This window comes from Propionivibrio dicarboxylicus (assembly GCF_900099695.1).
Taxonomy (GTDB): Bacteria; Pseudomonadota; Gammaproteobacteria; order Burkholderiales; family Rhodocyclaceae; genus Propionivibrio; species Propionivibrio dicarboxylicus.
The window spans coordinates 1-13,757 of the sequence record NZ_FNCY01000025.1 but is presented as its reverse complement, the minus strand read 5'-3'; the positions used below and the strand labels follow the sequence as shown (position 1 = coordinate 13,757).

Here is a 13,757-nt window from a genome sequence, read left to right as displayed (position 1 = left end):
ATCCGGGCGAGCCCGGCGAGCGGAATGTCCGATGAGGCTGCGTCAACAAAGCGCGTTCAGTGCTGCCGTCGAGAACCGGAGCCGGGTGCTTGCCGGCGGTTGAGCGAATCTGGCCTGGAAGGGCGCGTTCTGGCCGGAGATGCGCGGTTCCAGGATCTATCAACGCTTCAGAAAAGCGGGCGTGAGCGATGAATCAATTCAATTCATGGAAGCGTCGTCTGTTCCGATTCTGCTCCGGGATCGTTGTGCTTGTCGGCTTGTTGCAGACGGCGGCTGCGGCCGATTTTCTCGGAATCTACCGTCTGGCGCAGGGGAACGATCCGACCTTTGCCGCCGCCCGCCATGCGCGCGAAGCCGTCGAGCAGCGCCTGCCGCAGGCGTGGGCCAATTTCCTGCCGACAATCAGTGCGACCAGTGCGGATAACAGGACATTGGCAAATACCTCGTTCAACTATGCGACGCCGATCGATCGGACCGTGCGTACCTGGAACTGGAATGTGCAGATGACCCATCCGCTCTTCCACGTGCAGAATTATTACGCGTACATCGAAGCCGCCGCGACGGTCGAGCAGGCTGTGGCGCAATACATGCAGGCTGAGCAGGATCTGATCCTGCGCGCGGCGCAGGCCTACTTCGATGTCGTTGTCGCGGAAGACTCGATCGTCGTTGCCGAGGCCAAGCTCAAAGCGATGAGCGAGCAACAGGCGATCGCCGCGCGGGGCTTTCAGTTTGGAACGACGGCCCTGACCGATGTCCACGAGGCACGCGCGCGTGTCGATCTGGCCCGCTCCGAACTTGTGGCGGCGCGTAACGAACGGGTGGCGAAACGCGCGGAACTCGAGAAAGTCATCGGCGAATCGCCACGGACCTTGTCAGCCTTGCGGCCCCAAATCGTCGCACCACGCCCGCAACCCGACGATGAACAGGCGTGGGTCGGCCAGGCGCGTGAAAATAATCCGGTGGTCCGTGCCGGGCAGGCGGCGCTCGCCGCGACCGACTCGGTGGTCAGCAAACATCGTGCCGAGCATCTGCCGACGCTCGATTTTACGACGACGCTCGGACGGAATTATTCTTCCGGAATTTATTCGATGCCGACCGACTACACGACGCTGGGCCGGACCATGACCACCGGCATTCAAGTGACCATCCCGATTTTTTCCGGCGGCGGGACGAGCGCCCGGGTCGCCGAAGCGATTGCCAATCGTCGCAAGGCGGAGGCCGATCTTGAGGCGGCGCGCCGGCAGGCTGCCACCGACGCGCGCCAGGCTTTTGCCGGGATCGCCAGCGGACTGGCGCAGATGGAGGCCTTGGCGTCGGCAATCGAGTCGGGAGAAGTGGCGGTCACAGGCAACCAGGCCGGGTATCGCGTCGGCATTCGCATCAACAGCGATGTGCTCAACGCCGAACAGCAACTGTATGCCTCCAAGCGCGATCTGACCAAGGCGCGTTATGACACGCTGATGCAAGGTCTGAAGCTCAAGGCGGCGGCCGGGGCGCTGAGCGAGGAAGACGTGCTGGTGATCAACGCCTTGCTTGGGCCGCGCTTCACGGACCTTGGGGCGGGCGAGTAGCAGGATCTTCGTCCTTGCCGGGCGGACAGGACCGCGGCGGGTCAGCGCCGCGGTAGCGGGACTGTTACAATCCGCATCGTCTTTCCCGCCTTTGCAAAGGATGTCAGCGTGTCCGTTATGCCCCCTTCTCCCGAGAAAATCGTCATCGCTTCGCGCGAATCCCGGTTGGCCATGTGGCAAGCCTGTCATGTGCAGGCGCGGCTGGCGGCGCTGTATCCCGGTGCCACCGTCGATATCCTGGGCATGACTACCCGAGGGGACCAGATCCTCGATCGGCCGTTGTCGCAGATCGGCGGCAAGGGCCTGTTCATCAAGGAACTCGAAGTGGCGATGCAGGAGGGGCGAGCCGATCTCGCCGTGCATTCGCTCAAGGACGTGCCGATGGAGATGCCGGAGGGATTCCGCCTGACGGTGATCTCGGCGCGTGAAAATCCGCGCGATGCGTTTGTCTCGCCACGCTACGACAGCCTCGAGGCGCTGCCCGCCGGCGCAGTCGTCGGGACGTCGAGCCTGCGCCGCGAGGCGATCCTGCGTGCCAAGTTTCCGGCGCTGCGCATCGAGCCGCTGCGCGGCAATCTCGATACGCGTCTGCGCAAGCTCGACGAAGGTCAGTACGACGCCATCATCCTGGCGGCGGCGGGGCTGATCCGGCTCGGGCTGGAAGCGCGGATCCGCACGGTGTTGGCGCCGGAAGTGTCCTTGCCCGCGCCTGGGCAAGGGGCGCTAGGCATCGAGATTGTCGACGGTCGCGACGAGGTCGCTGCCTGGCTTGCGCCGCTGCATGACGCCGATACGGCGCATTGCGTGCGGGCGGAGCGTGCGTTTTCCCGTGCACTTGGCGGCAGTTGCCAGGTGCCGCTCGGCGGTTATGCGGTGATCGAGGCCGGTCAGTTGTGGTTGCGCGGCTTCGTCGCAACCTCGGATGGTCGTCGCATGGTCGCCGGCGATCTGCGCGGACGTCCCGAAGACGACGAGGTCTTGGGCGAGCGTCTGGCCCAGCAGTTGCGCGCGCAAGGCGCCAACGAGATTCTGGCGGCGCTGGCCTGCGGCGCGCAATGACGTCGGATTTGCCGCTGCGCGGTAGGCGTGTTCTGGTAACGCGCCCGGCGGCCCAATCTGCGGCGCTGGCCGGCATGATCGCCGCGCTTGGCGGCGAGGCCGTGTGCTTTCCGCTGCTCGACATCGGTCCGATCGATGTTGCCACGGAGGGCGCCGATGACAAGCACGTCCTCGCCTCCTACGACTTCGCCGTTTTCATCAGTCCCAATGCCGTCGATTACGGGCTGCCGCGCGTTCTCGGCGATGGCTGGCCGGCGGCAACGCGGGCTGTGGCGATCGGGCCGAGTACAGTGGCGGCGCTGGCGGCGCACGGGATCGGCCCGGTGCTGGCGCCGAGCGGTCGCTTCGATTCCGAAGCGGTGCTTGCCTTGCCGGAGTTTTCCGCAGCGGCGGTCGCCGGACGCCGGGTGCTGATCCTGCGTGGCAACGGTGGTCGCGAATTGCTCGCCGAGACGCTGCGGGCGCGCGGCGCGACGGTCGACTGCCTGAGTTGCTATCGACGCTCGGCGCCGGCCGACATGTCGCCGTTGGTTGCGCTCTTGCGCAACGGAGGCGTCGATGCAGTGACGCTGTCATCGAGCGAAGGCTTGCGCAATCTGTGGTCGGCCTTGACGCCGGACGATCGTCAGCGTCTGGTGCATCTGCCGGTATTCGTGCCGCATGCGCGAATCGCCGAGGAAGCGGCGGCGCTGGGCTTGCAGCGGGTGCTGGCAACTGCGCCGGCCGACGCCGGACTGGTGGCGGCGTTGACCGCGTTTGACGGATTCTGAGCGACATTCCGGCGGACGATGTCGTTCGCATCACTATTTTCATGCGTCATGTCCTGTTTTTCGCCGCGTATGGCTAGAATGTCGTAATAGCCGTTTGGAATGGAAGGCGTGACGAACATGATGGGTGTCGATCTCCGCAAAATTTACCGATTTTCGCCTGTCGAGCCGGCGCCCGATCCAGCCGCCTTGCCCATCGGCGGCGATCTGTATTACGAGTGCCTGGAATGCACGGTGGTGGTGAGTTCTGTGCCCTTCATCGCCTGCGCGTGCACCTGCGGCAATCTCACGGGCAGCGGCGGGAAAACGACGGTGACGCGGCCCGAGCGAGTCCGCGTCATGCGCGGCAAACTCAAGTAGGCGCGCCGGGCGCTCGCCGCGTCGAAGCGCTCAGACCCAGTCGCGGGGAATCAGGGCTTCGCCGAGTCGCGCTTCGGCGCTGCCGGCTTCGGCATGCCAGTCGTAGCGCCAGTGGGCGACCGGCGGCATCGACATGAGGATCGACTCGGTGCGACCGCCGGATTGCAGGCCGAACAGCGTGCCGCGATCGCAGACCAGATTGAATTCGACGTAGCGGCCGCGCCGGTAGGCCTGGAAGTCGCGTTCGCGCTCTCCGTAGGGAGTGTCCAGCCGGCGCGCGACGATCGGCAGGTAGGCGCCGGCGAAGGCGTCGCCGACTGCGCGCGTCTGGGCAAAACAGCGCTCGAAGCCGCCGTCGCTGAGATCGTCGAAGAAGATGCCGCCGACGCCCCGCGCTTCCTTGCGGTGGGGCAGGTAGAAATAGTCGTCGCAGGCGCGCTTGGCGCGTCGATAGACGTCCTCCCCGAAGGGCAGGAGTGCTGCCCGGCAAGCGCCATGGAAGTGGCGGATGTCGTCTTCGACGGGGTAATAGGGCGTCAAGTCCATGCCGCCGCCGAACCACCACAGCGGGGCGGTCGAGTCGTCGTCGCTTTGGGTCGTCAGGCAGCGCACGTTGAGATGGGCCGTGGGACAGTAAGGATTGCGCGGGTGCAGGACGAGGGAGACGCCGATGGCGGTAAACCGGCGTCCGGCAAGTTCCGGTCGTCGGGCTGTCGCCGAGGGCGGCAGCGCGGCGCCGCTGACGCGCGAGCGGGCGATGCCGCCGCGCTCGAAGACGCGGCCGCCTTCGATGATGCAGGTCAGGCCGTCGCCCTGCATGGCGCTGCCGTCGGGGCGTTGCCACGCGTCGTGGCGGAAACGGCCGCCTTCCGACCCTTCGAGGGCTTCGACGGCGGCGACGAGGCGCGCCTGCAAATCGCTGAAGTAAGCGGCGAGCGCGCCCTGGTCGTGCATCGCGTCAGCGGTTGATGGCGCGATGGCCGATGTCGCGACGGAATTGCATGCCGTCGAAGTGGATGCCGGCGATCGTTTCGTAGGCGCGCTTCTGAGCCAGCTTGACGTTGTCGCCGAGGGCGGTGACGCAGAGGACACGACCGCCGGACGTGACGACCTTTCCGTCCTGTTCGCGGGTGCCGGCATGGAAGACGTGCACGTCCTCGGCTTCGTTCGGCAGGCCGGTGATGACATCGCCGGTGCGCGGCGATTCCGGATAGTTGGCAGCGGCGAGCACGACGCCCAGGGCAATGCGGCGATCCCATTCGGCTTCGACTTCGTCGAGCTTGCCGGCGACGGCATGTTCGAGCAGCACGCGCAGGTCGGACTTGAGCCGCATCATGATCGGCTGCGTTTCCGGGTCGCCCATGCGGCAGTTGAATTCGACGACCTTGACCGAGCCGTCCTTGCCGATCATCAGGCCGGCGTAGAGGAAGCCGGTGTAGGGCATGCCGTCGGCCATCATGCCGCGCACGGTCGGCAGGATGACTTCGCGCATCGCCTTGGCATGGATCGCCGGGGTGACGACCGGCGCGGGCGAGTAGGCGCCCATGCCGCCGGTATTGGGGCCGGTGTCGCCGTCGAAGATGCGCTTGTGGTCCTGGCTCGAGGCGAGCGGCAGGACATTCTTGCCGTCGACCATGACGATGAAGCTCGCTTCCTCGCCATCCATGAATTCTTCGATGACGACGCGGGCGCCGGCGGCATCGTACTTCACGCCGAGTTTGTTGTCCGAGAGCATGTCGTCGATGGCGCGGTGCGCTTCATCGAGCGTCATGGCGACGACGACACCCTTGCCGGCCGCCAGTCCGTCGGCCTTGATGACGATCGGCGCGCCTTGCGCGTCGACATAGGCGTGCGCCGCCGCAGGCTCGCTGAAGGTCTCGAATTTTGCCGTCGGGATGCCGTGCCGCGTCATGAAGCGCTTGGCGAAATCCTTCGAGCTTTCGAGCTGCGCGGCTTCGCGCGTCGGGCCGAAGATTTTGAGGCCGCGGGTGCGGAAGAGGTTGACAACACCGGCGGCGAGCGGCGCTTCAGGACCGACGACGGTGAGATGAATGCCTTCGCGCTCGGCGAAGTCGGCCAGTTCCTCGGGTTGGGACAGATTGACGTTTTCGATCTCGAGTTCGCGCTTCGTGCCGGGGTTGCCGGGCGCGACGTAGATCTTCTGGACGCCGGATGTCTTGGCCAGGCGCCAGGCCAGGGCATGTTCGCGTCCGCCGGAACCGATGACGAGTAGTTTCATATCAGCGTGGTCTTAGGGGGTGGATTAATGTCGGAAGTGGCGAGCACCGGTAAAGACCATGGCAATGCCATGTTCGTTCGCGGCAGCGATGACTTCGTCGTCGCGCATCGAACCGCCCGGCTGGATAACGGCCTTGGCACCGGCGGCAGCGAGCACGTCGAGGCCGTCGCGGAACGGGAAGAAGGCGTCGGAGGCGACCACCGATCCCTCGAGCGACAGACCGGCGGCTTGCGCCTTGATGCTGGCAATCTTGGTCGAGTCGACGCGGCTCATTTGGCCGGCGCCGACGCCGAGCGTCATGCCGCCACCGCAGAAAACGATGGCATTGGACTTGACGAATTTGGCGACGCGCTCGGCGAAGAGCAGGTCTTCGATTTGTTGCGCGCTCGGCTGGACCGTCGTCACCACCTTGAGGCCGGCAGCCTGGGCGCTGAAGTTGTCAGGCGTCTGCACCAGCAGGCCGCCGCCGACGCGCTTGAATTCCAGCGTGTTGAGGGCGCGGTCGAGCGGTACGACGAGGACGCGCAGGTTGGTCTTGCCGGCGAGCGCGGCTTTCGCTTCGGCGCTGAAGGACGGTGCGATCAGCACTTCGACGAAGTGCTTGCGCGCGTTCATCGCCTCGACGACGTCAAGGCCGACTTCGCCGTTGAAGGCGATGATGCCGCCGAAGGCCGAGGTCGAGTCGGTCTGGAAGGCTTTTTCGTAGGCCTTGAGCAGGGTGATGTCAATGGCGACGCCGCAGGGGTTGGCGTGCTTGATGATGACGCAGGCCGGTGCGTCGAAGCTCTTGACGCATTCCCAGGCCGCATCGGCGTCGGCGATGTTGTTGTAGGAGAGTTCCTTGCCCTGCAGCTGCGTGTAGGCGGCGATGCTGCCGGGCGCCGGCGCGAGGTCGCGGTAGAAGGCGGCGCGCTGGTGCGAGTTCTCGCCGTAGCGCAGCGTCTCGACGCGGTCGAAGGCGAACTGCAGCCGAGCCGGGAAGACCGAGGGCGTCGGCGCCGCGTCGGCCGCCTTGGCTTCGACGCCGTCGTCGAGGCCGGTCAGCCAGTTGGCGATCATGCCGTCATAGCGGGCGGTGTGGGTGAAGGCCTTCTTGGCGAGCGAAAAACGCGTCGTCAGCGACAGCGCGCCGTCATTGCCGCGCATTTCTTCAAGCAGTGCCGGGTAATCGTCCGGATCGGTGACGATGGCGACGCCGGTATAGTTCTTGGCCGACGAGCGCACCATCGTCGGGCCGCCGATGTCGATGTTCTCGATCGCTTCTTCGAGCGTCACGCCCGGCTTGGCGATGGTCGCGGCAAAGGGATAGAGGTTCACGCAGACGAGGTCGATCGTCGGGATGTCGTGCGCGGCGAGCGTTGCCATGTGTTCGGGCAGGTCGCGCCGGGCGAGGATGCCGCCGTGGACTTTCGGATGCAGCGTCTTGACGCGGCCATCGAGCATTTCCGGGAAACCGGTGTAGTCGCCGATTTCGGTGACGGCGAGGCCGGCGTCGCGCAGAAGCTTGGCGGTGCCGCCGGTCGACAGGAGCTTGACGCCCTGGGCGGCGAGTCCCTGGGCGAATTCGAGTGCACCGCGTTTGTCGGAAAGGCTGATGAGGGCTTGACGGATTTTCATGGGCAGGATCTTGGGTCAGGGATCGGGAAAGGCGTTAGACGAGATTGTGTTCGATCAGCTTCTTGCGCAAGGTATTGCGGTTGATGCCGAGCATCTCGGAAGCCAGCGTCTGGTTGCCGCCGGCGTGTTCGAGGACGACCTCGAGCATCGGACGTTCAACGCTCTTGAGTACCATGTCATAGATGGCGGCCGGCGGTTCTCCGTCGAGATTGGCGAAATAGGTCTTGAGTGCGCCGTGAATGCAGGCACCGATATCGTGTTGTTGTTTCATGCGGCGAGTCCCCCCTCGGTGTCGCTGTTGTCGCTGTTGTTCTGATTGGTGTATTGCAGATGCTCGTGTTGTTCGGCCAACTGGAAAAAGAAGTCGTTGACGGCGCGGCGCTGCACATCGATATCCGGCAGCTGGTTCATGTGATGGCGGAAGGCGGCCGAGCCGACGAGTCCCTTCGTGTACCAGGAGATGTGCTTGCGCGCAACACGCACGCCGGTCTCGTGGCCATAGAAGGCGTAGAGGTCTTCGAGGTGCGCGAGCAGGATGGCGTGAATCTCGCTGACGCGCGGCGGCAAGAGGTGCGTGCCGGTGGCCAGGTAGTGCTCGATTTCGCGGAATAGCCACGGCCGGCCCTGCGCCGCCCGACCGATCATCAGTGCGTCGGCGCCGGTGACGTCGAGGACGTGACGGGCTTTTTCGGGCGAGGTGATGTCGCCATTGGCGATGATCGGAATGTGCGCGGCGGCCTTGATGGCGGCGATCGTTTCGTATTCGGCGTGGCCGGTGTAACCGTCGGCGCGCGTGCGTCCGTGCACGGCGAGCGCGCGGATGCCGGCCTGTTCGGCGATGCGGAGAATGGCCGGGGCGTTGCGGCAGGAGGAGTCCCAGCCGGTGCGGACTTTCAGCGTCACCGGCGTTTCGGGTACGGCACGGACGACCGCCTCAAGGATGCGGCCGACCAGCGCCTCATCCTTCATCAGCGCCGAGCCGGCCATGACGTTGCAGATCTTTTTGGCCGGGCAGCCCATGTTGATGTCGATGATCTGGGCGCCGTGGTCGACGTTGTAGCGCGCGGCCTCGGCCATCATTGCCGGCACCGAGCCGGCGATCTGCACCGAGATCGGCGCGACTTCGCCGGTGTGGTCGGCGCGACGCCGCGTCTTGGCGCTACCGTACAGGAGCGAGTTCGAGGTGACCATCTCCGAGACGGCCAGTCCCGCGCCCATCTTCTTGCACAGTTGTCGGAACGGACGGTCGGTGACCCCGGCCATCGGCGCGACAAAAAGATTGTTTCGGAGAGGGAAACCAAGGAAGTTCATGCGATTGGCATTTTTCGACAGGGCAAGGGGCGAATTCTACCTTGTTTGCTGCTTAAAAAATAGTCAATTCGGTACTTGGGAACGGTGCTTTTTTGCTCAACGCGGTATTTGGAGCCTGTCTCGGCGGAGGTTTCGGCCTCCGCCGAAATCGGCGCTTAGCGCGTGCCCCAGATCATCTGGCGGGCGAGTGGCGCACGCAGCGGCGGGGTGAGGTCGAGCGTGAGCAGGCCGAGTCCTCGCAGCGCCCGTAACGGACCGATATCGTTGGAGAACAGGCGGACGAGGCCGTCGGTCAGCAGCGTGCCGATCAGGCGGTCGGGCTGGCGTCGCCGGGCGTACCGGGCCAGTGTCGAGGCATCGCCCGGGTCTTGCCGGCGGGCGTCCCAGAGCGTGTCGGCGAGCGTCCACGCATCGCGCAGACCGAGGTTGAAGCCCTGGCCGGTCACCGGGTGCAGCGTTTGCGCGGTGTTGCCGATCCAGACCTGGCGCGGGCCGGCGAGCTGTTTGCGCAGGCGCAGCGCGAGCGGGAAGGCGGCGCGCGGGCCGCAGGCGACGATGTCGATGCGCTTGCCGAGCCGTTCGCGCAGCGCGTCGAGGAAGCTGGCCTCGTCGCCTTGCAACAGGCGCTGCGCCGTCGCCGTCGGCGCCGTGAGGACGATCGCATAATCCGGGCCGAAGGGCAGGAGCGCGAGCGGGCCGTCGGGGGTGAAGCGTTCCCAGGCTCGGAAATTGTGACTGCTCGCCGGCCGGACTTCGGTGACGATGGCGAGCTGGCCGTAGTCCCGGACATGGACGTCGGGGCCTTCGGCAGGCGCGCCTTCGGCATGGACGAGCAGCCGGGCGGCGATCTCGGCGGGGCCGTCATCGGTACGCACGTGCAGCCGGACGCCGGTGTCGTCGCTGTCGATGCGCTCGACCGTCGCCGGTCGCAGGGTGGGGATCGTGTCGGTTTCGCGCTCGAGCCGGGCGGCGAGATCGCGATAGCGCAGGACATAGCCGAGTGCCGGCAGGCCATGCTCTTCGGCGCAGAGTTCGGTGCGGCCGAAACCGCCCTGCTGCGAGACGTGGATGCGGCGGATGTCGGTGGTGTCGCCGACGTTCCAGGCGTCGAGTCGTTCGAGCAGTTGGCGGCTGCCGTGGGCGATGGCCAGTGCGCGCGGGTCGTTCGCCCAGGCGCGGCGCGGCGCGCGGTCGATCAGCAGCAGGTCGAGGCCGCTGCCCTTGAGGGCGCGGGCCAAGGCCATACCGACCGGGCCGGCGCCGAGGATGGCGATGTCGACGTGACGGAGCGGTTCAGTCATGGCGCATCAGCGCCTCGATGTCGGCGACGGTCTTCGGCGCGGTGGTATAGACGTCGGCACCGTCGTCGGTGATGAGCACGTCGTCCTCGATGCGGATGCCGATGCCGCGCAGTGCTTCGGGAATCGCAGCGTCCGGGCGCAGGTAGAGGCCGGGTTCGACGGTCAGGACCATGCCGGATTCAAGGCGCGCCCACTGGTCTTCATCCTTGTATTCGCCTGCGTCGTGGACGTCGAGGCCGAGCCAGTGACCGGTGCGGTGCATGTAATAAGGCTGGTAGGCGTTCTGTTCGATGAGGCCGTCGATGTCGCCCTGCAGGATGCCGAGATCGACGAGGCCGCGGACGAGTACGCGGACGGCGGCGTCGTGGTCGTCGATAAAGCTGGCGCCGGGCCGGAGCGCAGCGATTGCAGCAGCCTGCGCAGCCAGGACGATTTCATAGACGTCGCGCTGCGCGCTGGTGAAGCGCCCGTTAACCGGGAAAGTGCGGGTGATGTCGGCGGCATAGCCCTCGACTTCGCAGCCGGCGTCGATGAGGACCAGCGATCCGTCGGCGAGTGTCTGGTCGTTGTTGACGTAATGGAGCACGCAGGCGCCGGCACCGCCGGCGACGATCGGCGGGTAGGCATGGCCGGCAGCGCCGCTGACGCGGAATTCGTGGCTGAGTTCGGCTTCGAGCGCGTATTCGGGCAGGCCCGGCCGACAGCGTTGCATGGCGCGCACGTGGCCGGCCGAGGTGATGGCGGCGGCGCGGCGCATGTGGCCGATTTCGGTGGTGTCCTTGACGCGCCGCAGATGTTCGATTTCGCGACGCAGGTCGTGCAGGACCGTCGGCGCCTGTTTGCCGGCGCGGCGTTGGGCGCGCACGGCGTTGAGCGCGGCGGTGACGCGGGCGTCCCAGCCGGCGTCATGGCCGAGTGTGAACCACAGCGACGGGTGGCCGGCCAGCAGGTCGGGCAGGCGTGTGTCGAATTCGCCGCAGGGATAGGCCTCGTCGACGCCGAAGACTTCGCGTGCGCCTGCCGGGCCGTAGCGGAAGCCGTCCCAGGTCTCGCGCTCGGCGTCTTTCTCGCGGCAGAACAGGATCGTGCGCGGCGCCGTGCCGCCGACCAGCACGAGAATCGCGTCGGGTTCGGGAAAGTTGCTGAGGTACCAGAAGTCGCTGTCGAAGCGATAGGGGTAGTGCGTGTCGCGATTGCGGGTTTTTTCGCGGGCGGTCGGCAGGATGGCGATGCCGTCGCCGATCCGGTCGAAGAGCGCGCGGCGGCGGGCGGCGTGGGCGTCGGTGTTCATGGTGACAGTGCTCCGGTGTCGGTTTGGCGCAGGGCGCGGTCGAGATCCGCCAGGCGCTCGGGGGTTCCCACGTCGACCCAACGGCCGCGGTGATGTTCCCCGGTCAGCCGTCCTTCGGCGATCGCGGCATCGAGCAGCGGCCGCAGTTTCATGACGGTGCCGTCGGGGACGTCGGCGAAGAAAGCGGGGGCGAAGACGCCGGTGCCGGCGTAGGTCAGCGTCGGGCCAACGGCGTCGGCGGCCGTGCGCACGATGTCGCCGTCGAGGCAGAAGTCGCCACCGGGGTGTTGCGGTGGGTTGTCGACGAAAACGAGGTGCGCCTCGCGTTCGGCCAGCGCGTAGGCGCGGCGGAAATCCCAGTCGCACCAGACGTCGCCGTTGACGACGAGAAATGGCGCGTCGCCGAGCAAGGGCAGGGCATGGGCGATGCCGCCGGCAGTTTCGAGTGCCCCCGGCGGTTCGGGCGAATAGCGGATCGACAGGTCCCAGCGGCTGCCGTCGCCGAGCGCCGCTTCGATCTGTTCGCCGAGATGGGCGTGGTTGATGACGATGTCGCGGAAGCCGCAGGCGGCGAGCCGCTCCAGGTGCCAGGCGATCAGCGCCTTGCCGCCGGCGCAGAGCAGCGGTTTGGGGGGCGTGTCGGTGAGCGGGCGCATGCGTTCGCCGCGGCCGGCCGCGAGGATCATTGCTTTCATTGGCGGGGTCTGTTGATGGCCATGTCGGAAGTCGCGCCTCAGAAGGTCAGGCCGGTCTCGGGCGCGCGCGCTTCAAGCTGGTCGAGCAGTTGCGCCAAGGGCTTGAGTTCGCGATAGCGCTGGCAGGTCCGGCGCAGGTACGCCATGACGCGGGGCATGTCCTTGAGGTAGCCGTCCTTGCCGTCGCGATGCCAGAGCCGTGCGAAGATGCCGAGCACCTTGATCTGGCGCTGGGCGCCCATCCATTCATAGTCGCGATAGAAGGCGTCGAAGTCGGCGTGCACCGGCAGTCCGGCGTCGCGGGCGCGTTCCCAGTAGCGGATGACGAAATCGAGTTCCTGTGCTTCCGGCCAGTCGATGTAGGCGTCGCGGTAGAGCGAGACGAGGTCGTAAGTGATCGGGCCGTAGACGGCATCCTGGAAGTCGAGGATGCCGGGATTGCCTGGGTATTTGTCGGCGAGGACCATCAGGTTGCGCGAATGGTAGTCGCGGTGAACGAAGACCTGCGGTTGTGCCAGGTTGTTGGCGAGAATCGCCTCGAAGACGCGGTGCAGTGCCGCTTCCTGTTTGGCGTCCAGGCTGATTTCGAGATGCTTGCCGAGGTACCAGTCGGGGAATAGCCGCAGTTCGCGTTCGAGCAGCGTCCGGTCGTAGTCGGGCAGGACGCCGGGGCGGCTGGCGCGCTGGATGTCGACGAGCGCTGCGTTGGCATCGCCGTAGAGTGCGCGTGCGGTGTCGCCGTTCAGCGCGCTGAGGTAGGTCGTGTTGCCAAGGTCGGAGAGCAGCAGGAAACCGTCGTCGAGGTGGTCGGCGAGGACCTCGGGGACGTGTACGCCGGCGGCATGGAACAGCGCCGCGACGTGCAGGAAGGGGCGGCAGTCCTCGTGCTCGGTCGGTGCGTCCATGACGATGCGCGTCAGGCCGTCGGGCAACGTGATGCGGAAATAGCGACGGAAACTGGCGTCGGCCGAAGCCGGTTCAATCGTCAGTTCGTCGCCCGGACGCAGGTCCGGAAAGAGGTGTTCGAGCCACTGATGTAGCTGGCGGGTGCGCGGCATGCCGCTTCTCCTTGTGTCTTGATGCTAAAATGCGGCGATTTTACCACCCGTCGTGTCGGTCTCTCCGTCGCCGGTACGGCGCAGGGCGGGCTTATTTCCTGAAGTGTCCGGATGACTTTTTTGCCCCGGCGCAAGCCTCTTGCGCGGATTTTCCTGTTGGGTTTCGCCGGTATGATGGTCGGCGGAAACGTGATCGATGCGCGCGCGCAGGCCTCGTCGTCGCTGCGCGTCGACCCGGTGTTACTCGGTTTGCCGCCGGCCAAGCCGGAGGCGCCGAAGGCTACCGCCGAGCCGGTGGTCGAGACGCGCCCGGTGACGGCACCTGTCGTCGAGCGTCAAGCGGTTGATCCGGCGGTGACGCTCGCGCCGGCACCGGACCGCCGTCCGCCGGCCGCAACCCAGGCAACCCAGGCAACCCAGGCAACCCAGGCAACCCAGGCAACCCAGGCAACCCAGGCAACCCAGGCAACCCAGGCAACCCAGGCAAC

14 protein-coding genes are annotated in these 13,757 nt (G+C 66.2%); 5 read left to right on the top strand and 9 right to left on the bottom strand.

Annotation, left to right across the window (positions count from 1 at the left end; translation table 11 throughout):
* The first annotated feature begins 188 nt into the window (after window positions 1–188).
* The 4 genes from BLR25_RS19245 (at window position 189) to BLR25_RS19230 (ending at window position 3,757) form a co-directional block, all read left to right on the top strand.
* Entirely contained in the window at window positions 189–1,571 is a 1,383-nt protein-coding gene (locus BLR25_RS19245; RefSeq protein WP_091940162.1) for a TolC family outer membrane protein, read from the top strand.
* Between the two features lie 117 nt (window positions 1,572–1,688).
* Window positions 1,689–2,630, top strand: a complete 942-nt coding sequence (hemC, locus tag BLR25_RS19240; protein WP_091940160.1) for a hydroxymethylbilane synthase — start codon at window positions 1,689–1,691, stop codon at window positions 2,628–2,630.
* Complete coding sequence (locus tag BLR25_RS19235) at window positions 2,627–3,400, top strand: uroporphyrinogen-III synthase (protein ID WP_091940159.1); 774 nt, start codon at window positions 2,627–2,629, stop codon at window positions 3,398–3,400. Before hemC ends, BLR25_RS19235 begins: the two co-directional genes overlap by 4 nt.
* 117 nt (window positions 3,401–3,517) lie before the next feature.
* A complete protein-coding gene (locus BLR25_RS19230) occupies window positions 3,518–3,757 on the top strand; it encodes a hypothetical protein (protein ID WP_091940213.1) in 240 nt (79 codons plus the stop codon).
* 30 nt (window positions 3,758–3,787) lie between these two features.
* Here the strand turns inward: BLR25_RS19230 and hemF are convergent, their stop codons facing one another.
* From hemF to BLR25_RS19185, 9 genes are all read right to left on the bottom strand, one after another.
* Window positions 3,788–4,711 (bottom strand): oxygen-dependent coproporphyrinogen oxidase, encoded by a 924-nt coding sequence (hemF, locus tag BLR25_RS19225; protein WP_091940157.1) that lies wholly within the window; start codon window positions 4,709–4,711, stop codon window positions 3,788–3,790.
* A 4-nt stretch (window positions 4,712–4,715) separates the two neighbouring features.
* Entirely contained in the window at window positions 4,716–5,996 is a 1,281-nt protein-coding gene (gene purD / locus BLR25_RS19220; RefSeq protein WP_091940155.1) for a phosphoribosylamine--glycine ligase, read from the bottom strand.
* Between the two features lie 24 nt (window positions 5,997–6,020).
* Window positions 6,021–7,613, bottom strand: a complete 1,593-nt coding sequence (purH, locus tag BLR25_RS19215; protein ID WP_091940153.1) for a bifunctional phosphoribosylaminoimidazolecarboxamide formyltransferase/IMP cyclohydrolase — start codon at window positions 7,611–7,613, stop codon at window positions 6,021–6,023.
* A gap of 34 nt (window positions 7,614–7,647) precedes the next feature.
* A complete protein-coding gene (locus BLR25_RS19210) occupies window positions 7,648–7,884 on the bottom strand; it encodes a helix-turn-helix domain-containing protein (RefSeq protein ID WP_091940151.1) in 237 nt (78 codons plus the stop codon).
* Window positions 7,881–8,924 carry a tRNA dihydrouridine synthase DusB gene (gene dusB, locus BLR25_RS19205; RefSeq protein WP_091940149.1) on the bottom strand — a complete coding sequence of 348 codons (1,044 nt, stop codon included), beginning with the start codon at window positions 8,922–8,924 and terminating at the stop codon, window positions 7,881–7,883. The genes BLR25_RS19210 and dusB overlap by 4 nt, the downstream gene beginning before the upstream one ends.
* A gap of 155 nt (window positions 8,925–9,079) precedes the next feature.
* Complete coding sequence (locus tag BLR25_RS19200; RefSeq protein WP_091940147.1) at window positions 9,080–10,225, bottom strand: FAD-dependent monooxygenase; 1,146 nt, start codon at window positions 10,223–10,225, stop codon at window positions 9,080–9,082.
* Window positions 10,218–11,516: a Xaa-Pro aminopeptidase gene (gene pepP, locus BLR25_RS19195; protein ID WP_091940145.1), complete on the bottom strand. Its 1,299-nt coding sequence runs from the start codon at window positions 11,514–11,516 to the stop codon at window positions 10,218–10,220. Before pepP ends, BLR25_RS19200 begins: the two co-directional genes overlap by 8 nt.
* The gene (gene murU / locus BLR25_RS19190) at window positions 11,513–12,211 is read right to left on the bottom strand and encodes an N-acetylmuramate alpha-1-phosphate uridylyltransferase MurU (RefSeq protein ID WP_091940143.1); all 699 of its coding nucleotides are present in this window, start codon (window positions 12,209–12,211) and stop codon (window positions 11,513–11,515) included. Before murU ends, pepP begins: the two co-directional genes overlap by 4 nt.
* Window positions 12,212–12,249: 38 nt before the next feature.
* Window positions 12,250–13,269 carry an aminoglycoside phosphotransferase family protein gene (locus BLR25_RS19185; protein ID WP_091940141.1) on the bottom strand — a complete coding sequence of 340 codons (1,020 nt, stop codon included), beginning with the start codon at window positions 13,267–13,269 and terminating at the stop codon, window positions 12,250–12,252.
* 111 nt (window positions 13,270–13,380) lie between these two features.
* On the opposite strand from BLR25_RS19185, the gene BLR25_RS21445 reads away from it, so the two are divergent.
* A partial coding sequence (locus BLR25_RS21445) for a hypothetical protein (RefSeq protein ID WP_218122823.1) occupies window positions 13,381–13,757 on the top strand: 377 nt, incomplete at its 3' end.